Raw genomic sequence first — 21,770 nt, 5'->3', positions numbered from 1 at the left:
GGGGGAGAGCCCAGACGATTAGGAAACGGTTTGTTTTTTTTTTATCAAGGAAAAACTAGTTTTTTCTTAAAATGAAAATGAACGTATACAAAAAAGTGCAAGCCGATAAAAAAATGACAGCTGCTTTATGTACTTAAAAACTTATCTATAAAGAGAGGATGAATAATTTGTCAAACAATCTAAATTTAAAGAACAAAACTATGGTTGAAGTAATTATAGCAACTTTGCCTACAGTTGCTGCAAGTATGTATTTTTATAAGTTTGATGCGGTAAAGATAATATTAGCATCAGTTATAACCTCGATTTTATGTGAAGTTATTTGGAACTATGGAAGAGATAAGAAGTTAAAATTAAAGGATTTAAGCTCAGTAGTTACAGGAATATTATTTGCTTTGATTCTGCCAAGCCATCTTCCAATATGGATAGTTGTAATAGGGGCTATATTTTCTAATATCTTTGTTAAAAGTTTCTTTGGAGGATATGGAGGAAATTTTATGAACCCAGCTGCAGTTGGAAAGGTGTTTTTAATTACATCTTGGGCAGCAATTATAGCTAAACCATCAGGTGGAGAAACGGTACAAGCTGCTAGTTTAATGGATAAATTTTTAGGAACAGCTAGTGGAAATCTAGGCGAGGTTTCTGTATTAGCTTTATTAGTAGGATTTATTTATCTATTAGTTAGAGGTGTTATTAGTTATAGAAGTACTTTAAGTTATTTAGCATTTTTTGCTTTATTTAACTGGGTATTTTCAAGAGAAGGATATTTTCTTGGTGATTATACAAATGTTATAAACGGGGCAGTCGTGTTATCAGCAGTGTTTATGGCTAATGATCACGTAACCACACCAAAGGAAAAACTTGGACAAGTAATTTTTGGAGCGCTTACAGCTATGCTTGCAAGCATAATTATGATCTATGGATATAACCCAGATGGTCCTTATTATGCAATTATAATTATAAACTTGTTAACTCCAGTAATTGATTATGTTACTAAAAGAAAGCCTATAAAGGAGGTAGCATAAATATGAAAGAGAATTTTAAGTTAGGGATTATTTTAGCAATAATTACTTCTATAGCAGGAGTTCTTTTAGGATTGGCAAATGGTGTTACTAAAGATGCAATTGCAGAAAATTCTAAACTAAATAAAGAAGACTTAGCATTAATTATGCCTTTAGCAACTTCTGTTGAAGAAACAGATAAAAAGTTAGAGGGGAATATTTTAGAAGTTCTTGAAGGAAAAAATGGTTCCGAGGGAGTTGGATATTTATTTAAAGTAAATACCAAAGGCTTTCATGGACCAGTTGACCTTATGATTGCAATATCAAATGAAGGGAAAATGACAGGTCTTAAGGTTATATCTCACTCTGAAACCCCAGGGTTAGGAGCTAAAATAGATGAAGATAAATTTAAAGAAAGATTTAAAAATGTACCAATAGATAAAGGAATTAGTATGGTGAAGACAACTCCAACTAGTGAAAATGAGGTTGAAGGAGTAACTGGTGCAACCATATCTTCAAAAGCGGTAGGAACAGCAGTTAATGAAGCTATTAATTACTATAGAGTTAATATTCAGGGAGAGGCACCTATCGATGAAAATGGTACGGATGCAAATTCCGGAGCATCAGAAAGTTAGGGGGAGTTGTTTATATGAATAAAGTATTTGAAAGAGTAAAAAATGGCGTAATAACAGAAAATCCTATATTTGTTCAAGTTTTAGCTATGTGTCCAACTCTAGCTGTAACCACTTCTACTGAAAATGCCCTTGGAATGGGAATAGCTACCACCATAGTTTTAATATTTTCAAATATGTTGATTTCTGCTTTAAGAAAATTTATACCAGATAAAATAAGAATACCAGCATATATAGTTGTAGTTGCGTCTTTTGTAACTATTATAGAGATGTTTATTCAAGGATACGTACCAGCTTTATATAAATCCTTAGGAATATTTATTCCTTTGATAGTTGTAAACTGTGTTATTTTGGGAAGAGCTGAAGCCTATGCTTCAAAAAATCCTATAATACCATCAATTTTTGATGGACTTGGAATGGGACTAGGATTTACTTTAGCTTTAACAATGGTTGGAGTTATTAGAGAGTTAATAGGTTCAGGAGCAGTTTTTGGTATTACTATAATGCCAGAAAGTTATAAACCAGCTTCAATTATGATTCTTGCTCCAGGAGCATTTATAACATTAGGCTTTTTAATGGCTATTTTAAACTACATTAATATTAGAAAAGCTGATAAAAATGGAACTTCACCTAAGACATTAGAACACGGCTGTGGAAATTGTTCAGGCTGTGGAACTGGATGCAATACAGAAAAATAGTATTAAGAGGAGAAGGTGAAATAAATGAATTTATTATTGATTTTTGTAAGTGCCATGTTTGTAAATAATTTTGTGCTTTCTAGATTTCTAGGAATATGTTCTTTTTTAGGGGTATCAAAAAAGAGAGATGCAGCTATAGGAATGGGGTTTGCAGTTACCTTTGTTATGGTTATAGCATCTATAATGTCTTATTTAGTGTTTAACTTTATATTAGTACCACTTGAACTTGAGTATCTATCGACTATAGCTTTTATATTAGTTATAGCGTCTTTAGTTCAACTAGTTGAAATGGTAATAAAGAAAATGAGTCCAGGACTTTATAAAGCTCTTGGAATATATCTTCCACTTATAACTACAAATTGTGCTGTATTAGGTATGACAGTATTAAACATGCAGGAAAATTATAATTTCCTACAATCAGTAGTAAATGGTGTTGGAGCGGCTTTAGGATATATGATGTCCATAGTTTTATTATCTTTTATTAGAGAAAAAACTGATAATAATGAAAATATTCCTAGAGTTTTAAGAGGATTACCAATTACCTTATTTACTGCGGCCTTAATGTCTATAGCATTTTTAGGCTTTCAAGGCTTAATAAAGTAGGGGGGCGGAAGAATGGATATTAATATATTATATGCAGCCTTAAGTTTAGGTGTTTTAGGAATTATATTTGGAACAGCTTTAGGATATGCATCAGATAAATTTGCTGTAGAGGTAGACCCTAGAGTTCCAAAGGTTCGTGAAGCCTTGCCAGGCGCTAACTGTGGAGGATGTGGTTTTCCAGGATGTGATGCTTTTTCTGAGGCTGTTGTAAGTGGAGAAGCGCCAGTAAATGGATGTACAGTTGGTGGAATAAAAGTTGCAAATGCTTTAGGTGAAATACTTGGAGTTAAGGTTGAAAAAGTTGAGAAAAAAGTGGCCTTTGTAAACTGTAATGGAAATTGCTCAAATAAAAAGATACAGTTAGATACAGCAGGTTATACTAACTGTGTTGATGCTCATGAAAACTGGGATAAGATTGCATCTGGATGTTCATACAGTTGTTTAGGTTTAGGAACCTGTGTTAATGTATGTAAGTTTGGAGCTTTAGATATAGTAGATGGAATAGCAAAAGTTAACGAGGAGAAATGTGTTAACTGTGGAGCTTGTATAAAAGCATGTCCTAAGGGATTAATAGAATCTATTCCAGAAAACAAAAAAGTTAGAGTTGCATGTAGCTCTAAAGATGTTGGTAAGATAGTAAGGACAAACTGTAGTGTAGGATGTATAGGTTGTAAAATATGCGAAAAGAATTGTCCACATGATGCAGTTCATGTAAATGACCTTTTAGCTAAGGTCGATTATGATAAGTGTGTTAATTGTGGAATATGTGTGGAGAAATGTCCAACTAAGGCAATAAGAAGAGTTGGATAAAATATAAAAGTTTATAAGTTAAGGTGCAGAAGATAAGATAGTATTCACTATTTAACCTTCTGCACCTTGTTTTTTATTAAGTTTATCTTTGAATATTATTTACTATGAATCATTCAAGTTTATAAAATATACATAATTATTTTTTATTGTACATAGTACCTTATCATTGATAAAAAGGAATTTATCATCATATTGAATATTTTCTCCTGTAATAATATTTGTGACCATGCCTTGTAAGTTGTTGTTAATATAGATTTGATTGTCACTACTTATGTATATATCTTTTTTATCAACTTTTTCATTTAAAACTTGAGTTTTCCAATTATTTATATCAGATATTGATTCACCATATATTATCTTTGAAATCTTGTTATCATCTGAATATTCACCAATGTATAAAGTGTTTCCTATAGCTTTTAATATGGTTAATTGATTTGTATTTTGTAAATTAATTTTTTTACTGCTTCCATTTGAATATTGGTAAAACTCCTTATTATAAAAATCTTCAAAATAGAATAAATCCTTATTTGGAGAAACACTAGCAGTGCCTAACATAAATTTAAAATTAGAAATTTTTTTCCTTTCTTTTTCTATATCAACTCTATAAATTGTGGTGTTATTTCTATTAGTTATACTTACATATTCTGTTGATAATGAAATAAAGGATTGAATATTATCATTTTCATTATAGTTAGCTAATTTGCAGATATCTTGCTCTACTTCGTTTGTTGCATTATATGTTTTTGTATTTATTTCACCATGTTTATTTTCTACTAAAAATAAGGTGTTGTTTTTAGGAACCCATTCTACACTAAGTATATTAGTACCATTTAAAATTTCCTTGGTTTCACCTGTTGTAGTATTAACTATTTTTAGTTTGCCATTTTGAAAATATGTAATAAAATTTCCGTTAAAAGAAGCTTTGATATTTTCAGAATCACTAGGTATATATATATTAGACACCTTAGTTTCTATCGGAGTATCTACGGTTTCTATTACAAACTGAGTTGATTCTTTAAAAAGTATTTTATCCAAATAAAAAAGTACACTAGATTGGACAACAATTGAAATAACTATACAAACAATTACTTTTTTTAATATATTCATTTTTTATACTCCATTTTCTTATTTAACTATAAATCCAGATGATATAGGTCTTTCTCCAAGTGCATAGGAAGGATTGTTAATTACCTTGCCGTTCAGATACATAGTTGTTGATTTTCCACCATCTAAATTAACTGCATTATAACATTCTAAGTTATTCATTACCTTTTGTGCTTCTGTTAAAGTTGCGCAAACTCTTCCTCCAGGTAGATTGGAATCCAAAACTACAAAGACTATAGCACCGTCATTACGTTGACCTATCATTGTTTTAGGTGAGGTTCCTTGATTACTTGGTATGTCCAATAAGTTACCGTTTTTTATAAGTGGTGTTATATAAGTCATTGCCTCTGTTACTGTTTCTTTTTCATTTTCTTTCTTTTCTAATAATTTAGCTATTGATGTTTTGCCGATTAATAATTTACCCTCTTTTGTAAGGGCTAAAATATAGGATTCTTCATTAGGATCTATGTTTTGAATTATGTTGCCGTTTGACATTAAAAATCCTACTGGAATACCACCATTAGATGACCATTTTTCTGAGTCAGCTTCATCAGTAAAATAACCTCCATTTATAGCAGCTACAGCACCATAATGTTCTGCAATTTCAGAAATGGTTTCACCTTCTTTAAATATTTTAGATGAAACTCCTATCTTTACTCTAGTTGGATCTTTAATTATTAATGCATACCCTTTAAATTTATTATTTTCATCAGATATGTCTTTTCTTTCTATAGAATTATCTTTTTCCTCTGATATTTTTATATTGGTAGTATCTTCATTAGTAATAGGGTTTTCTTCAATTTCCTTATTGGCTCCGATAATTTCATCTATTTTGTCTTTAGGTAAAAAGCTTGTAGCAAGCCATTGAAAGTGCATGGAACCCATTGCAGTCCCAACAAAAATTTTTTTTGCATTTTCAAAAGGGCCATATAGCAAAGTAAAAGGAGCAGTTATACCTGTGAAAAATAAAGTAAATATAGAGCACCATACAATGGTTTTAATATGAAACTTACGTCCTACTTTTTTATCTATTTGCTTAGGTTTTTTATTTCTAAAATTGGTAATCATAGCGTGTCTCCTTATAAAATTAGTTTAAGTATAAATAAAAACTCTTTTTATGTCAATAATGTATAAAATTGATAAATGAATATTCTATTAATCATAAGAACATTGAAGAGACTTAAAAGCTTACTTGACTAAATAAAACCATCATGGTAAAATATGAAAATAATTTAAAAATACTCGTGAGGGAGTAGTTTGCGTAAGAATTTACGTGACAAGTCAACATACTGACCGTAAAAAGTCTGGCTTGTCTTAATAAACGAGACTCATGTATAGCTTATATAGCCATACATGGTCTTTTTTTATTTGACTCGTGTATAGCTTAGTCTGCTGTACACGAGTTTTTTATTTTGTAGATTTCAGGGAATAATATTTATTAAGAGGAGGAATTAATTATGAAGGAATTTATGGAGGACAAAAAGAGTCTTCTAATTAGGCTTAACTCAGATTCATCGGCAGGCCTGACAAATGAGCAAGTAGCTCAAAATAAATCAAAATATGGAAGTAATACTCTGACTAGAGAAAAGCCCGAGTCTTTAGTAAAACGAATAATAGGAGCTGCCAGTGAGCCTATGATTTTAATGCTTATTATGGCAGGGGTAATAGCACTTATTGTTAATATTATCCGTACGACAACTGGTGGGGAAGCAGACTTTTTAGAGTGTGTAGGAATATTTGCAGCAATTTTTCTTTCGGTAATTATTACTGTTGTTATGGAGGGGAAAAGTGCTAAGGCTTTTGAAGCTCTTTCAAAGATAAGTGAAGACACTTTAATCAAGGTACTTCGTAATGGCGATACTACTATGGTAGCGCAAAAAGAAATTGTAGCTGGCGATATACTGCTTCTTTCTACAGGAGATAAAATCCCAGCAGATGGAAGATTATTGGAAAGTGTAGATTTATCAGTGGATGAATCAGCTCTTACTGGTGAAAGTGTTCCAGCTAAGAAAAATGCTGATTCTACCATTATAGATGAAAAAACACCTTTAGCTGAAAGAAGCAACATGCTTTATTCAGGAAACTATATAATAAGCGGATATTGTAAGCTGGTAGTAACTGCAGTAGGTGATAATACAGAGTTTGGTGAAATAGCTAAGGAACTTACTAGTACAGAAAAAACATTAACACCTCTTCAAGAAAAATTAGCAAGACTAGGAAAAATAATTACTATTCTTGGAGTAATTGCAGCTAGTGTAGTTTTTATAACTGAACTTATATCATTTGCGGTTAATGGTGGACTAGTTTTTGAAGAAGTTTTAGAAGCCTTTGTTACTAGTATTGTGCTTATTGTAGCAGCTGTTCCAGAAGGATTACCTACAATTGTTGCAGTTTCACTATCTATAAACATTATAAAACTTTCCCACAAAAATGCCCTTGTTAAAAAGATGATTGCATCTGAAACGGTTGGTTGTATTAATGTAATATGTTCAGATAAAACTGGAACATTGACTGAAAATAAAATGACTGTATCTGCATTTTATGATGATAAGTGGAATGAAAAGCCATCCAATTTATCATCAAGTTGGCTGGTTCATAATATATGCTTAAATACAACAGCAGATATTTCTAAAGAAGGTACTTTTATAGGTAATCCTACTGAATGTGCAATGTTAAATTTCTACGAAAAATCAGATGTACGTAAAACAAGTGGTAAATCATATAAGGATGAAAGAGAAGATCATGATGTTCTTCAAGCATTCCCATTTTCTTCTGAATTAAAGCATATGACAACTATAAGTAAGGTTGATGGTAAAATTATTTCATATGTAAAAGGTAGTCCAGAATCTGTATTTTCTATGTGTAATATTTCAGAAGATAGAAAAAGTGAAATTGAAGAATATATTATAAAAGCGCAAGAAAAGGCTATGAGAGTAATAGCATTTGCACATAAAGAACTTGAGGTAATGCAAAATTATGATGAGGATCATCATCATAATGCAATGGAAAATAATATGGTTTTTGATGGATTTGTTGCAATATCAGATCCACTACGTCCAGATGTATATGAAGCTGTTAAGAATTGTCGTCTTGCTGGAATAGATCTTAAAATATTAACAGGTGATAATATTGTAACAGCTAAAGCCATTGCAAATGAACTTAACATATTAGACGGAGAACACATAGCCGTTGAATCGAAAGACATAGTGGATTTAAATGATGATGAATTATTGAAAATTCTTCCTAAAATCAGCGTAATTGCGAGAAGTACACCTACTATAAAAATGCGTGTAGTAAAATTACTTAAGGCTCAAGAAAATGTAGTTGCTGTAACTGGTGACGGTATTAATGATGCCCCAGCACTTAAAAATGCTGATGTAGGAATTGCAATGGGTATATCAGGTACAGAGGTATCTAAAGAAGCAAGTGATATTGTTCTTCTTGATGATTCTTTTTCAACAATTGTTAAAGCTATTGCTTGGGGAAGAGGTATTTACGAAAACTTTAAGAGATTTATTCAATTTCAATTAACAGTAAACTTAGCCTCTGTTATTGTTGTTTTTACTTCTATAGTTTTGGGATTTAAAGCTCCATTTACAGCTCTTCAGCTTTTATGGATAAATATTATAATGGATGGACCTCCAGCTCTTACTTTAGGACTAGAACCTATTTATAGTGACTTAATGAGTCGTCCTCCTACAAAGAGAAGTGAAAATATTGTATCTAAGTCCATGCTTACAAGAATAGGGCTTACTGGTGTTTATATTTCAATAGTATTTTTATGCCAGTATATATTTAATTTTCTTGGAGCAACAGAAGAAGAAATGACAACAGTGCTTTTCACCTTATTTGCTTTGTTCCAATTATTCAATGCCTTTAACTGCAGGGAACTTCAGTCAGTAAGTATATTTAAACATTTATTTGAAAATAAGATAATGTTGATTGTTATTTCCATTACTTTTGCTTTGCAGATAATCATAATACAGTTTGCAGGAGCATTTTTTGGAACAATTCCTCTTGATATAATGATGTGGATAAAGATATTTGCTACTTCATTTAGCGTAGTTGTAATATCTGAACTTGTAAAACTAATATGGAGGAAAGTTAGAGTTTAGTAATCTATTATATTTTAGTAATTATAAAAAAGGTATATTCCTTATAAAACATAAAGGAGCTATGATGAATTTAATTGATTATAGCTCCTTTATGTTTTTATAAAGTAATGATTAAAAGCCTTGTTCTAAGAGAAATTAAGATTTTTTTTGTTTATAGTATGTTTGAAAACCACATAACCAGTTAACCAGTTAAGAATATAACCAGTTAACCAGAAATACAGTTAACCAGAAAACCAGTTATAATAAAAAATGTGAGAGAAAATTTCTTTATTAACGTTATATAATGTGTAAGAGCTTTTACAAAATAATGAATTGGAGAAGATTTAATGAGATGTACTGAAAAAAATTATATAGATAGATTAAAAAATAAAAAAGAAGATGCACTGGAGTTTATAGTAGATAAGTATCTAGTAATAGTTAAATCGACTGTGCATAAAGTACTCTCACCACTCCATAATGATGGAATTATTGAAGAATGTATAAATGATGTTTTTCTTTCAGTATGGAATAATTCAAACAAATTTATGGGAGAAGAAATTGCATTTAAGAAATGGATATTTAAAATAGCAAAATTTAAGGCAATTGACTATTATAGAAAAGAAATTAAGAACTTAGATGTAAGTATAGAAAATAAAGAAATAAGCACAAATGAATTAGTTGAAGAAGAAATTATTAAGACAGAAGAAAGAAATGAGCTCCTTAGTTTAATTAATACGCTAGAACCTATGGACAGAGACATTTTTGTTATGAAGTTTTTTCTTGGAGAAAAATCTGATGATATCGCTAAAAAGTTTGGTATTACTAGATCAGCCTTAGACAATAGAATTTATAGAAATAAGAAAAAGCTTAGTAAGAAAATACTTAAATTGAATATTGAGGTGATATAGTATGAAAGATATTTATGAAGTATTAAATGATATTGATATAGATGAGGATGAGATTGAATTGATGGAAGTATCTGATATAGAAAAAATGAGAGTAAAAAAATACTTAAAAAATTCCATAAATAAGAATAAGGTATTCAAAAAGAAAAGAATTGTAGTAGCTGCTTTAGTTTGTTTAGTAATTGGGGGAACAGGAATTTTTGGAACTGCATATCCATCATATGCAGCTGAAATTCCTATAGTTGGAGATATATTTAGATTTATAGATAATGGAAGAACTGGTGCATATGATAAATATAAGGAATACGCAGATGTGGTAGGAATGACTCAGGAAAGCAATGGAATTAAAGTCACTATTAAAGAAGCAATATTTGATGGAAGAACATTAACTTATACTTATGAAATAGTTAGTGATAAAGATTTAGGAGAAGATCCGTTTTTTAATGTGAATGGTCCCCGCATTAATATAAAAAATTATAATGGTTCAATAGGAGGAGGTTCGGGAGTAAAAAGAGTTTATGATAATACTTATGTAGGTGAACAAACTATCAGTATAGAGAAAGAAAGAGAAGCTATAAGTTTTGGACTAAACTTTACAGATATTAGGAGTGGGAGCTTAGAAAATTCTAAACTAATAAAAGGACACTGGAAGTTTAAAATTAATTTGAAGGCAATAGGGAATGTTAAACAAGTTATAAATAAAGAGATTGAAAAAGATGGCGCTAAATTAGTAATAAGTAGTATTTCTAAAACACCAGCTTCATTTACAATAAACTATTTCCAAGAAATATCAAAAGAACTACAAGAGAAATATTTTATGATAGATATACCAATATTAGAGCTGAGAGATGATCTAGGAAACATCTATACCTTCACAAGTTGTAGAACAAATGAAGGTGGTGAAGGACGATATTCTGGAAACTCTATGGCTATTTTTGGTGAATTAAATCCTAAGGCAACTAAATTAATAATAACCCCTAAAGTACGCTTATCAAATGATGTGCGTCAGGCATCAGGTAATGGAGATGGAGAAGTTGTTGATACAAGTCCTGTTATAGATGAAAATCACCCAATAAATGGCGAAATTATATTAGATGATATTGTGATAGATTTGGAGAAATAAATTGTTTTATGAACTAAAACTTATAGTTTTAAAAATTCTCTTTTGAGTAGCCTTCTTAAAATTAAAATTATAAATGAATTAATATATAGGACTCAGCTTTAATAAATGGTATAATGTTTCAAAAAGTAGGGGGAATGGCTATGCTGAACTTGATAAAACCACCAATGCTTAAAAGAGGGGATAAAATAGCCACTGTAAGTTTGTCTTGGGGTGGAGCAGGAGATAAAGAAATATTATGGAGATATAATCAAGGTAAGAGAAGATTACAAGAAGAGTTTGGTCTTGAAGTAGTTGAAATGGAGAATACTCTAAAGGGAAGTGAATATGTATATAATCATCCTAAAAAAAGAGCTGAAGATTTTATGAATGCTTTTAAAGATAAATCAATTAAAGGAATTTTTTCATGTATAGGTGGGAATGAAAGTGTTAGAATGCTTCCATTTATAGATTTTGATATTATTAAAGAAAACCCTAAGGTGTTTATCGGGTATTCAGATACAACAGTTGCACATATGATTTGTTTAAAAGCAGGAATTTCTAGTTTTTATGGTCCAGCTATTTTATCTGAGTTTGCGGAAAACATTAAAATGTTTGCTTATACAAGATATTGGGTAGATAAGGTTCTATTTAATAGGGAAGAAATAGGAGAAGTTCAAGCATCTACTATATGGACAAGTGAGCACCTTCCTTGGGAGGAAGAAAATAAGAATATAGGTAGAAGAACTAATGAATTTGAAGGAATAGAGGTTCTGCAGGGAAATGGAAAGGTAAAAGGAACACTAATAGGGGGATGTATTGAAGTTTTAGAGATGCTTAAGGGAACAAAGCTTTGGCCAGAAGATGACTTGTGGAAGGAATCAATATTATTTTTAGAAACATCAGAAGATACACCGAATCCTGAATATTTTGAGTACTGGATTAGAAATTATGGCTCTCAAGGCATTTTAGAAAAAATTAATGGAATAATTTTTGGAAAGCCATATGACAACAAGTATTATGAAGAGTATAAAAATGTAATTAATAAAGTTATTAGAGAAGAATTAAGTCTTAAAGACTTACCAATAATGTACAATATGAATTTTGGTCATACGGCACCAATGATGATAATTCCATATGGTGCATTAGCAGAAATTGATTGTGATAATAAGAAGTTTTCTATATTAGAATCGGGAGTGGTTTAAGTTTTAGATAAAATGTAAATATCCATAGGAGATTAAAATTTCTTATGGGTATTTTTTTATAAACTATTGACTAAAAGTTTAGTTGTAACTATAATGGTTACAAGAGGTGTTTTAAATGAAAATTAGTAGTAGATTTACCGTAGCTGTTCATATATTATCTTTGATAGCTGTTCAAAGCAATACTCTTTGCACTTCGGAGTGGATGGCGGGAAGTGTTAATACTAACGCCGTGGTTATTAGAAGAATTACAGGTATGCTTAAAAAAGCAGGTTTAGTAAATGTTACTTCAGGTACTGGAGGAGCTACCCTAAATAAGGACTTAAAAGATATAACTCTTCTGGATGTTTATCGTGCTGTTGATGTTGTTGAGGAAGGAGAACTTTTTCAATTTCAAGAAAATCCTAATATAAATTGTCCAATAGGAGCTAATATTCAAGGAGTTCTCGAACTTATATTAATAAAAGCTCAGGAAGCCATGGAAACTGTTCTTAAAGATGTAAATATGGAAGAGCTTGTGGGAGTGTTAAACAAAAAAATTGAAGGATAAGGTTTCAATTTTTTTTATCAATGTTGTAACTGATGTGGTTACAACGTATAGTATTAAGTAAACTTAAAATATTTTAGGAGATGATTAATTGTGTCATTAAAAATTAAAGTATATTCAGATTATATTTGTCCATTTTGCGTTTTAACAAAAGGGATTTTTGAAGAAGCTATAGAAGGAAAAGATGTTGAGGTTGAGTGGATGCCTTTTGAGTTAAGACCAGAGCCAGTACCAAAACTAGATCCCATAAATGAGCCAGAGAAAATGCAAATGTGGAATAGATTTACTAAATCCATAGGAAGTGATATGAAGTTGCCTAGGGTATCTCCAAATCCCTATACCAATTTAGCTTTTGAAGGTTTTCATTTTGCAAAGGAGCAGGGGAAAGGGAAAGAATATAATGATAGGATTTATGAAGCTTTCTTTAAAGAAGAACAAAATATTGGGGAAATAGATGTTTTAGCTAAACTTGCAGTGGAAGTTGGATTAAATGAAGAAGAGTTCAAAGAAGCATTGCAAACAAGAAAATATAAAGATGTTCAAAGAGAGGCATTGAGACATGCTTATGAGGATGCAAATGTTAAAGTAGTTCCAACGTTTATTATAGGAAATAAAAGAATTGAAGGATATACAGATAAAGAAACCTTTGAAAAAGCAATTGATGATGAATATGCAAAGGATGTAGCAAGTAAAGGCTATGGAGTTTGCAGTATAGACGGAGTATGTGAAATTTAAAAAAATAGGAGGAATGAGAAATGAAAATAGGAATTATAGGTGCATATGGAAAGGCTGGAAGTCTTATATTAAAGGAAGCTCTAGATAGAGGTATTGAAGTAACTGCAATAGTCAAGGATGCTTCAAAATTAACAGATAAAACTGTAAAAATAATAGAAAAAGATCTTTTTGATTTAAAGGCTGAGGATGTTAAAGACCTAGATGTTTTAGTAAATGCTATTAGTGCACCGGCTGGAAAAGAAAATCTTTATGTAGATGCAGGAAGATTTCTTACAAATCTTTTAAAAGAAGTACCTGATACAAGATTAATCGTAGTAAGTGGTGCTGGAAGCTTATTTGTAGATGAAGATAAAAAGGTGAGATTATATGATACTCCAGATTTTATAGAAGCATATCTTCCAACTGCTAAAGCTATGGGAGCTAGCTTAATAGAGATGGAAAAGTCAGAAGGAATAAAATGGACTCACTTAAGTCCAGCAGCATTTTTTGATCCTCAAGGAAAAAGAACAGGTAAATATATAGAAGGAAAAGATAATCTTATAGTTAATTCTAAAGGAGAAAGTTACCTTAGTTATCCTGACTTGGCAGTGGCATTAGTAGATGAAATTGAGAATGGGAAACACATAAATGAAAGATTTACTGTGGTTTCAGAGAAAGAATAATTAAATACTTTTGTAATATGAGAGTTTAGTAGAGTTAATTTGCTAAACTCTTTTTTATATGTAAACAATTGAGTATAATATTAGTATAATTTCATTATTTAAATAGATTATAAAAGGTAAAAGAGAGGTATTACTATGAATCAAAAAGAAAGAATGCTTGCAGGACTACCATATAAGGCTTGGTTAGATGGTCTTGGTGAAGAGAGGATGGAGAATAAGTTAAAGATACATAAATATAACACTATGTCTCCAGATAAAAAAGAGGAATTAGATGCATTAATTAAAGATATACTTGGAAAGTCTGGGAAAAATATTGTAGTGGAACCTCCGTTTCATTGTGACTATGGAAAAAATATTGAAGTAGGTAATAACTTTTTTGTAAATTATAACTGTACTATATTAGATGTAGGGAGAGTTATAATCGGAGAAAACGTTATGTTTGCGCCTAATGTGTCCATATATACTGCGGGACATCCTGTTCATCCTGAATCAAGAAATTCTGGATATGAATATGGAATTGAAGTAACAATAGGCGATAATGTGTGGATAGGTGGAAATGTTATAATAAATCCAGGTATAAAAATAGGAAATAATGTGGTTATAGGTGCTGGAAGTGTTGTAACAAAGGATATTCCAGACAATGCTATTGCAGTTGGTAATCCATGTAGGGTTATAAGGGAAGTAACCGAAGAAGATAGAAAGTACTACTTTAAAGACAGAGAATTCGATGTTGATGATTATTAATAAAGGAATATAGGTGGAAAATGTCTAGTTATTTTTCAATTAGAAAATTAACTAGACATTTTTATTTTAATTAAACTGACTGGTGAGTTTACCTTTAATATATTAACTTCAAACACTAATAAAAAAATATAAACACAAAATTAAAATGCTATTAAAACGATATCAAAAGTCAAACACAATAAAAAAATACTTAAACACTATTAGAAACACTTATTGAAAACGTTGTGAATACGTGAAAATAGTGTTTTGGCACGGGTATTGCTTTAATAAAAGATATAAATGATAAGGAGGAATTATATTATGTCAGAAAATCGTAGTGAAAAATTAATCAACATGGTAATGAAATTTGTTGAACTTAAAGCAATAGTTGCACTAAAAGATGGAATAATGTACACACTACCAATGTCATTAATAGGATCAGTATTTTTATTATTAGCTCAAATCCCATATAAGCCATTTAATGATTGGGTGGCAAGTATCTTTGGTGCAGGATGGACAGAACCATTATTCCAAGTTTACAACTCAACAATGGCTATAATGGCTATAGTAGCTGTAATTGGTATAGCATACATGTATGCTAAAAATGAAGGTCATGAACCATTGGGAGCAGGAATTATAGCGTTCGCAGTATTTTTAATAACTTTAGATCAATTTACAACATCTACAACAGGCGAAGTTGTAGGAGGCGTTATCCCTAGAACATGGCTTGGTGGACAAGGGATGGTAACTGCAATAATTATAGGTTTATCAGTTGGAGCAGTTTACTCTTGGTTCCTAACAAAGAAAATAACAATAAAGATGCCAGCTGGAGTACCTCAAGGGGTATCAAATCAATTCTCAGCACTTATACCTGGACTTGTTATAATAACAGCAACAATGTTTATATACATGTTCTTTAAATATGCATTAAATACTACACTTATAGGATTTATTTTTAAAGTGTTACAAACTCCATTACAAGGATTTACAGATTCTTTATTTGGATTAATAATCACAGTTGCCTTAGTTCCATTCTTCTGGTGGTTTGGGGTACATGGTGCAAGTATAGTTGGAGGAGTAATAGGTGGTTTACAAACAGCTAATAGACTTGATAACCAAGCTATAATAGATGCTGGTAGAGAATTAACTCTTGCAAATGGAGGACATATTGTTACAGATCAGTTTAATGCTAGTTTTGTAACTGTAGGAGGTTCAGGATTAACTTTAGGTTTAGTAATTGCTATGATCATAATAGCTAAATCTGAACAAACTAAAGCATTAGGTAAAATTGCTATAGGTCCTGGATTATTTAACATAAATGAACCAATAATATTTGGTTTCCCAATGGTTATGAACCCATTGATGTTTATACCATTCGTAGCAGCACCAACAATATCAGCTGTAGTTGCTTATTTAGCTATGAGGGTAGGCTTAGTTCCACTATTTACTGGTGTAACAGTTCCATGGACTACTCCTCCAATAATATCAGGTTTTATAATGGGTGGTTGGAGAATGGCACTTCTTCAAATAGTATGTATAGCTATTTCAGTAGTAGTTTACTTCCCATTCCTATTAAAGCAAGATGCTATGAATCTTAAGAGTGAGCAAGAATTAGAAGCTTAGAAATAGACAATTAAGTGAAGGCTCAACATTATCTATGTTGAGCCTTTGTTATATAAATATATAAGGAGCGTAAAAAATAATGAAAAAAGGTTTAAAAAGTTTTTTAACTGCACTTACACTGACAGGAACAGTAGTAAATTTTGCGGTGCCTAGTTTAAGAGTTAATGCTGAAACTGTAGATAGTGTTAGTATAAAGCATATTACAGCTAATACCTACGTGGGAGATGTAGGGCAGGTTGTTGATAGTTTTGAAATAGTTATTGATGACGCAGCTAAGATTCAAGGAATCAAAGCTGAGGATTTTGAAATAATAAACAACTATGATGGATATCCTTTAAATTCTAAAGGTGAGCTTGTTAAAGAAAATTATGAAGATGATGGTATTTCTTTGAGTATTGAAGGTAATACCATAAAGATGGATGTAAAAGATTTTAAATATGATTCAAGTATGACAGGGGTATTTAGTGTAATATGTGATAAGTACCCAGAGCTTAATTTTACATCAAGCAATGTTAATGAAATAAAAACTCAGACAGTTGATAAATTTGAAAAATTAACTTACGTAGGAACTAATGGTGTGAAGATACCATATAGATTATATTCAGCAAATACAGGAAAACCTGAGCCATTAGTAATATGGATGCATGGGGCTGGAGAAGTTGGAACAGATAATATTAAACCAGTTACAGCCAATAGAGGTGCAGTAGCATTTGCAGAATCAGGATATACAACAAATGTTATAGCAGCACAATACCCATATAAATATTCTGTAGAACTTACTGATACAGAATTAAAAGATATGAGAGACTTTTTTGATGCTTATGAAGAGCTTATAAATAAGCTTATAGCTGAAGGAAAAGTAGATTCTAATAGAATATACTTAACTGGAGCATCTATGGGGGGAGGATTAACTTTAAGATTTTTATTAGATAAACCTAACCTATTTACAGCTTCAGTTGCAATAGCAAGTAGAGGAACAGTTAAAGATTTATCTGAGCTTAGTAAGATATCAAAATTACCAATATGGTTATTCCATGCAGAAGAAGACACAACTAATTCAAGCACTATAAGTAAAAATATATATAACAAATTAAAAGAGCTTGGAAATGATAATGCTAAAATGACTATATATTCAACAGAATATATGAATTCATTGAGACTATATGGAGGACTTCTTCATTGGTCTTGGGTTCCTACTCTTAATAATAAAGATATGATTAGTTGGCTATATTCTCAATCTAAGCAAGTTGTTCAGGTAAAAGATATAGTTGCTGATACTTATATAGGTGATGCAGGTACTATGGTTCAAGGCTTTGATATAACAGTAAACGATGTTTCGAAGCTTTCAGGACTAAAAGCATCAGATTTCGATATAAAAGGGAATTATGATGGATATCCATTAGATTCTAAAGGAAATCTTGTACAAAACAACTATGCTGATGACGAAATTAAATTAAGCATAGAAGGAAATACAGTTAAATTAAGATTTAAAGGATTTAAATATCCAGGTGGATTTATATCACCATTTTCAATTATATGCAGCAAATATCCAGAGTTATCTTTTAACCAAAGCAATGTTTCAAAGGTTAATATTAAAACTGTAGATGAATTTGTATCTGGTACTTTTGTAGGAAGTAATGGTCAAAATTTAACATACAAACTTAAATCTACAAAATCAAGTAAACCAGAGCCACTCGTTGTATGGCTACATGGTGGTGGAGAAGTAGGAACAGATGGATTAAAACACTTAACTGAAAATAGAGGAGCTACAACTTGGACTGAGTCTGGAAAAGAAACATCAGTACTTAGCGTACAATTCCCTAAAAATTATGGATGGGCAATATATAATAATCCTACAGAATTAAAACAAATGCAAGATTATTTTACTGCTTATAATGAATTAATACAGAAATTAATCTCAGAAGGAAAAGTAGATAAAAATCGCGTTTATGTAGTAGGTGCCTCAAGTGGTGGAGGCGGAGTATTTAGATTTATGATGCAATATCCAGATCTTTTTGCAGGTGCAATATCAATAGCAGCAAAAGATACAATAGGAGATTACAAAGCTGAGGAAGCTACTGCTGTAGCAGACTTTAAAGAAAAATTAAAAGGAATAAAAGATATTCCAATATGGATAGTACATGCAGATGGAGATCCAATTTGTGATAGTAGAACAAGTAAATATGCATATAAAGCTTTAATAGAATTAGGTAGTACAAAAGCTAAAGAAACTATATATAGTAATGAATATATGGATGCACACAAATTCTACGGAGGTTTAAAACATTGGTCATGGGTGCCAGTATTTAATAATGATCAAGGTATGATTGATTGGCTTTTTGAGCAAACAAAAGCAGTTGATGGTAATAAATCCAATAACCCAATAGTTAATAAAGATGGTGTTAATAAGATAGTAGTAAAAGATGTTGATTTAACTAAAGGAGCTAAAGTTGAAATTGAAGATGTACAATCAGTTAAAGATGGAAAAGGATCTTTTGAAATAGTAGCAGGAAATACTACAATAAAACTTCCTTTCTCAGCTATTGATGATAGCTTATTGGTTGAAGGTTCAAAATTAGTTTTTGAACTTAATATTGAAGAAAATAGTGATATTGTCAAAAATTTAAAAGGAAATAAAAAAGTTTATAATTTCAATCTATATGTAGTAAATGGAGATAATAAAACTCTTATTCATAAATTTAATGATGGTGAAGCAGAGATTACTATAACACTTACTGATGAAGAAATAAGTAAATTTAATAAAGATAAGATAACAGTATTCTATTATAATGAAGAAACTAAAAGTTTTGAAAGTTTAAAAACATCATTAGATGGAAATAATGTAACTTTTAAGACTCCTCATTTCTCAAAATATGTAATAGGGGAAGCTACTAATGATTCTAAGACTGGTTTAACATTGCCTCAAACAGGATCGATGGTAGGAATGAATTCTTTACTTGGAATTTCTATAATACTTATTGCATTAGGTTTTGTATTAGTGAAAAAAAGAGCAAAAGTATAAAATGATTTATAAAGGAAATGGCTGGAGGCATAAGAGATGATCCAGTCATTTCTTTTATTTTAATTAAATAAAAAGAAAAATTAAACACAAACAGAATAAATATAAACACTTAAAAATCACTGTTTAAATAGTCAAACACTGCTTAATGAAATTTAAACACTAACTAAAATGGTGTTGAATAATCAAACACTAAATAATATTTATGTTTGAAAACGTTAATTATAGGTGGGTTTAGTGTTTTGGCACGAGTCTTGCTAATATAAAGAGTATAAAAACAAAAGGATTTAAAAATACGGAGGTAATAAAATGAGTGAGTTAGAACAGGTAATAATGAATATAATAATAAACTCAGGAGATGCTAAGGGATATTCCTATGAAGCTCTAAACGCAGTAAATGAAGGAAACTATGAAGAGGCAGACCAATTAATCGACAAAGCAAACGAAGCATTAGAAGTAGCACACAATGCTCAAACAGATTTATTACAAAAGGAAGCAGCAGGAGAAAAAACAGAAGTGTCAGTACTGTTTGTACATGCACAAGACCACTTAATGACAACTATAACAGAAAAGAATCTTATAGAACAAATTATGGAACTAAGAAAAATAGTTAATAAACTAGTTAAATAGTTAAGTATAGATATTTAAGGAGGAAAAAAAGATGATAAAGATCAGATTATTTTGTGCAGCAGGAATGTCAACAAGTGTATTAGTAGCAAAAATGCAAGAGGCAGCTAAAGCTAAGGGAGTAGAAGCTGATATAGAAGCTTTCCCAGAATCAACTATGGGTAAGAAATTAGAAGAAGGAATAGATGTAGCTTTACTTGGACCACAAGTTAGATATAAATTACCAGCAGCTAAAAAGCTTTGCTCTGCAAAAGGAGTTCCAGTAGATGTAATCAACTCAGTTGATTATGGAATGATGAAAGGTGACAAAGTTTTAGATTTCGCTTTAAAATTATTAGGAAAATAATCAATAAGGTATTAAGTTCTGCTATAAATATTAGAACTATTTATAGCAGAAAATACATAAATAAAAACTAGGAGGACTTATTTTATGTCAGAAACACGTAGTGAAAAGTTGATAAACATAGTAATGAAGTTTGTTGAACTTAAAGGAATAGTAGCATTAAAAGACGGAATTATTTACACATTACCAATGTCATTAATTGGGTCAATATTTTTATTACTTGCTCAAATCCCATATCAACCATTTAATGATTGGATGGCAGGAATATTTGGAGCAGGATGGACAGAACCATTATTCCAAGTTTATAATTCAACAATGTCAATTATGGCTGTAGTAGCTGTAATCGGTATAGCATACATGTATGCTAAAAACGAAGGACATGAACCTTTAGGAGCAGGAATTATAGCATTTGCAGTATTTTTAATAACATTAAATCAATACACAACAACTAAAGGTGGAGAAGTTGTATCAGGAGTTATTCCAAGAACATGGCTTGGCGGACAAGGTATGGTAGCTTCAATAATCATAGGATTATTAGTTGGAGCAATTTATTCTTGGTTCTTAACCAAAAAGATTACTATAAAGATGCCAGCTGGAGTACCACAAGGGGTATCTAACCAATTCTCAGCACTTATACCTGGACTTGTTATAATAACAGGAACAATGTTTATATTTATGTTCTTTAAATATGCATTAAACACAACAATGATAGACTTTATATTTAAAGTATTACAAACACCATTACAAGGATTTACAGATTCTTTAATAGGATTAATTATAACAACTGCACTAGTACCATTCTTCTGGTGGTTTGGTGTTCATGGAAACAATATAGTTAACGGTGTTATGCAAGGTATGCAAATTGCAAACAGACTTGAAAACCAAGCAATTATAGATGCAGGTAAAAAACTTACATTAGAAAATGGTGGACACATAGTTACAGACCAATTTATGGCTAGCTTTGTAACAGTTGGAGGATCAGGATTAACTTTAGGTCTTGCAATACTAATGATTTGGTTCTCTAAATCTGACCAAAACAAAGCATTAGGTGGATTATCTATAGGGCCTGGAATATTCAACATAAATGAACCGATAATATTTGGTTTCCCAATGGTTATGAACCCATTAATGTTCTTACCATTCGTATTAGCACCAACAATTTCAGCAGTAGTAGCATATTTTGCTATGAGAATAGGATTAGTTCCACTATTTACAGGTGTAACTGTTCCTTGGACTACACCACCAGTAATCGGAGGATTAATAATGGGTGGATGGAGAATGGCTTTACTTCAAGTAGTATGTATAACTATATCTGTATTAGTATACTTCCCATTCTTCAAGAAAGT

At 30.9% G+C, this 21,770-nt stretch carries 20 protein-coding genes; 18 read left to right on the top strand and 2 right to left on the bottom strand.

The features are described from left to right. The first annotated feature begins 167 nt into the window (after positions 1 to 167). From BUA92_RS19505 to BUA92_RS19485, 5 genes are read left to right on the top strand one after another with little or no spacing between them, the layout of a single operon-like run. Complete coding sequence (locus BUA92_RS19505) at positions 168 to 1,022, top strand: RnfABCDGE type electron transport complex subunit D (protein WP_021803299.1); 855 nt, start codon at positions 168 to 170, stop codon at positions 1,020 to 1,022. 2 nt (positions 1,023 to 1,024) lie between these two features. After that, the gene (locus BUA92_RS19500; RefSeq protein WP_021803298.1) at positions 1,025 to 1,633 is read left to right on the top strand and encodes an RnfABCDGE type electron transport complex subunit G; all 609 of its coding nucleotides are present in this window, start codon (positions 1,025 to 1,027) and stop codon (positions 1,631 to 1,633) included. 14 nt (positions 1,634 to 1,647) lie between these two features. After that, positions 1,648 to 2,328 carry an electron transport complex subunit RsxE gene (rsxE, locus tag BUA92_RS19495; RefSeq protein ID WP_073022341.1) on the top strand — a complete coding sequence of 227 codons (681 nt, stop codon included), beginning with the start codon at positions 1,648 to 1,650 and terminating at the stop codon, positions 2,326 to 2,328. Positions 2,329 to 2,352: 24 nt separating this feature from the next. Next, positions 2,353 to 2,931, top strand: a complete 579-nt coding sequence (gene rsxA, locus BUA92_RS19490) for an electron transport complex subunit RsxA (RefSeq protein WP_073022340.1) — start codon at positions 2,353 to 2,355, stop codon at positions 2,929 to 2,931. A 12-nt stretch (positions 2,932 to 2,943) separates the two neighbouring features. Further along, positions 2,944 to 3,741, top strand: coding sequence for an RnfABCDGE type electron transport complex subunit B (locus BUA92_RS19485; protein WP_073022339.1), 798 nt, complete (start codon positions 2,944 to 2,946; stop codon positions 3,739 to 3,741). Between the two features lie 102 nt (positions 3,742 to 3,843). On the opposite strand, the gene BUA92_RS19480 is transcribed toward BUA92_RS19485, so the two are convergent. Together BUA92_RS19480 and BUA92_RS19475 are read right to left on the bottom strand one after the other, a co-directional pair. Then, positions 3,844 to 4,848 carry a hypothetical protein gene (locus BUA92_RS19480; protein WP_073022338.1) on the bottom strand — a complete coding sequence of 335 codons (1,005 nt, stop codon included), beginning with the start codon at positions 4,846 to 4,848 and terminating at the stop codon, positions 3,844 to 3,846. Positions 4,849 to 4,866: 18 nt separating this feature from the next. Then, positions 4,867 to 5,913 carry a phosphodiester glycosidase family protein gene (locus BUA92_RS19475; RefSeq protein ID WP_073022337.1) on the bottom strand — a complete coding sequence of 349 codons (1,047 nt, stop codon included), beginning with the start codon at positions 5,911 to 5,913 and terminating at the stop codon, positions 4,867 to 4,869. A 389-nt stretch (positions 5,914 to 6,302) separates the two neighbouring features. Between BUA92_RS19475 and BUA92_RS19470 the strand changes: the two genes are divergently transcribed. From BUA92_RS19470 to BUA92_RS19410, 13 genes are all read left to right on the top strand, one after another. Then, a complete protein-coding gene (locus tag BUA92_RS19470) occupies positions 6,303 to 8,960 on the top strand; it encodes a calcium-translocating P-type ATPase, PMCA-type (protein WP_175550936.1) in 2,658 nt (885 codons plus the stop codon). 326 nt (positions 8,961 to 9,286) lie between these two features. Beyond that, positions 9,287 to 9,847: a sigma-70 family RNA polymerase sigma factor gene (locus BUA92_RS19465; RefSeq protein WP_073022335.1), complete on the top strand. Its 561-nt coding sequence runs from the start codon at positions 9,287 to 9,289 to the stop codon at positions 9,845 to 9,847. 1 nt (position 9,848) lies between these two features. Continuing rightward, a complete protein-coding gene (locus tag BUA92_RS19460) occupies positions 9,849 to 10,967 on the top strand; it encodes a DUF4179 domain-containing protein (RefSeq protein ID WP_073022334.1) in 1,119 nt (372 codons plus the stop codon). Between the two features lie 140 nt (positions 10,968 to 11,107). Next, complete coding sequence (locus BUA92_RS19455; protein WP_073022333.1) at positions 11,108 to 12,148, top strand: S66 family peptidase; 1,041 nt, start codon at positions 11,108 to 11,110, stop codon at positions 12,146 to 12,148. 115 nt (positions 12,149 to 12,263) lie between these two features. Beyond that, a complete protein-coding gene (locus BUA92_RS19450; protein WP_073022332.1) occupies positions 12,264 to 12,695 on the top strand; it encodes an Rrf2 family transcriptional regulator in 432 nt (143 codons plus the stop codon). A gap of 90 nt (positions 12,696 to 12,785) precedes the next feature. Next, positions 12,786 to 13,427, top strand: coding sequence for a DsbA family oxidoreductase (locus tag BUA92_RS19445; RefSeq protein WP_073022331.1), 642 nt, complete (start codon positions 12,786 to 12,788; stop codon positions 13,425 to 13,427). Positions 13,428 to 13,447: 20 nt separating this feature from the next. Continuing rightward, entirely contained in the window at positions 13,448 to 14,089 is a 642-nt protein-coding gene (locus tag BUA92_RS19440) for an NAD(P)-dependent oxidoreductase (protein WP_073022330.1), read from the top strand. 135 nt (positions 14,090 to 14,224) lie between these two features. Continuing rightward, on the top strand, positions 14,225 to 14,833 hold the full coding sequence (locus BUA92_RS19435; RefSeq protein ID WP_073022329.1) for a sugar O-acetyltransferase: 609 nt from the start codon (positions 14,225 to 14,227) through the stop codon (positions 14,831 to 14,833). 300 nt (positions 14,834 to 15,133) lie between these two features. Further along, a complete protein-coding gene (locus BUA92_RS19430; protein WP_073022328.1) occupies positions 15,134 to 16,435 on the top strand; it encodes a PTS sugar transporter subunit IIC in 1,302 nt (433 codons plus the stop codon). A 79-nt stretch (positions 16,436 to 16,514) separates the two neighbouring features. After that, positions 16,515 to 19,457, top strand: a complete 2,943-nt coding sequence (locus BUA92_RS19425) for a carboxylesterase family protein (RefSeq protein WP_073022327.1) — start codon at positions 16,515 to 16,517, stop codon at positions 19,455 to 19,457. Positions 19,458 to 19,763: 306 nt separating this feature from the next. Then, positions 19,764 to 20,084 carry a PTS sugar transporter subunit IIA gene (locus BUA92_RS19420; protein WP_073022326.1) on the top strand — a complete coding sequence of 107 codons (321 nt, stop codon included), beginning with the start codon at positions 19,764 to 19,766 and terminating at the stop codon, positions 20,082 to 20,084. Positions 20,085 to 20,115: 31 nt separating this feature from the next. Then, positions 20,116 to 20,427, top strand: a complete 312-nt coding sequence (locus BUA92_RS19415; protein ID WP_073022325.1) for a PTS sugar transporter subunit IIB — start codon at positions 20,116 to 20,118, stop codon at positions 20,425 to 20,427. 84 nt (positions 20,428 to 20,511) lie between these two features. Further along, positions 20,512 to 21,770, top strand: a 1,259-nt coding sequence (locus tag BUA92_RS19410; protein ID WP_073022324.1) for a PTS sugar transporter subunit IIC, incomplete at its 3' end; no start/stop codon positions are given.

The sequence above is a fragment of the Clostridium intestinale DSM 6191 genome (assembly GCF_900130055.1).
In the GTDB taxonomy this organism is placed as follows: Bacteria; Bacillota; Clostridia; order Clostridiales; family Clostridiaceae; genus Clostridium_T; species Clostridium_T intestinale.
The sequence above is the reverse complement of the archived record's forward strand: the minus strand, read 5'-3'. Positions and strand labels throughout refer to the sequence as shown.

What these genes read in the sequence shown, in the direction of transcription:
- rsxE (WP_073022341.1), top strand. Translation starts at nt 1,648, where the DNA reads ATGAATAAAGTATTTGAAAGAGTAAAAAATGGCGTAATAACAGAAAAT.
- rsxA (WP_073022340.1), top strand. Translation starts at nt 2,353, where the DNA reads ATGAATTTATTATTGATTTTTGTAAGTGCCATGTTTGTAAATAATTTT.
- BUA92_RS19450 (WP_073022332.1), top strand. Translation starts at nt 12,264, where the DNA reads ATGAAAATTAGTAGTAGATTTACCGTAGCTGTTCATATATTATCTTTG.
- BUA92_RS19415 (WP_073022325.1), top strand. Translation starts at nt 20,116, where the DNA reads ATGATAAAGATCAGATTATTTTGTGCAGCAGGAATGTCAACAAGTGTA.
- BUA92_RS19420 (WP_073022326.1), top strand. Translation starts at nt 19,764, where the DNA reads ATGAGTGAGTTAGAACAGGTAATAATGAATATAATAATAAACTCAGGA.
- BUA92_RS19475 (WP_073022337.1), bottom strand. Translation starts at nt 5,913, where the DNA reads ATGATTACCAATTTTAGAAATAAAAAACCTAAGCAAATAGATAAAAAA.
- BUA92_RS19430 (WP_073022328.1), top strand. Translation starts at nt 15,134, where the DNA reads ATGTCAGAAAATCGTAGTGAAAAATTAATCAACATGGTAATGAAATTT.
- BUA92_RS19460 (WP_073022334.1), top strand. Translation starts at nt 9,849, where the DNA reads ATGAAAGATATTTATGAAGTATTAAATGATATTGATATAGATGAGGAT.
- BUA92_RS19470 (WP_175550936.1), top strand. Translation starts at nt 6,303, where the DNA reads ATGAAGGAATTTATGGAGGACAAAAAGAGTCTTCTAATTAGGCTTAAC.
- BUA92_RS19465 (WP_073022335.1), top strand. Translation starts at nt 9,287, where the DNA reads ATGAGATGTACTGAAAAAAATTATATAGATAGATTAAAAAATAAAAAA.
- BUA92_RS19500 (WP_021803298.1), top strand. Translation starts at nt 1,025, where the DNA reads ATGAAAGAGAATTTTAAGTTAGGGATTATTTTAGCAATAATTACTTCT.
- BUA92_RS19480 (WP_073022338.1), bottom strand. Translation starts at nt 4,848, where the DNA reads ATGAATATATTAAAAAAAGTAATTGTTTGTATAGTTATTTCAATTGTT.
- BUA92_RS19440 (WP_073022330.1), top strand. Translation starts at nt 13,448, where the DNA reads ATGAAAATAGGAATTATAGGTGCATATGGAAAGGCTGGAAGTCTTATA.
- BUA92_RS19485 (WP_073022339.1), top strand. Translation starts at nt 2,944, where the DNA reads ATGGATATTAATATATTATATGCAGCCTTAAGTTTAGGTGTTTTAGGA.
- BUA92_RS19425 (WP_073022327.1), top strand. Translation starts at nt 16,515, where the DNA reads ATGAAAAAAGGTTTAAAAAGTTTTTTAACTGCACTTACACTGACAGGA.
- BUA92_RS19455 (WP_073022333.1), top strand. Translation starts at nt 11,108, where the DNA reads ATGCTGAACTTGATAAAACCACCAATGCTTAAAAGAGGGGATAAAATA.
- BUA92_RS19435 (WP_073022329.1), top strand. Translation starts at nt 14,225, where the DNA reads ATGAATCAAAAAGAAAGAATGCTTGCAGGACTACCATATAAGGCTTGG.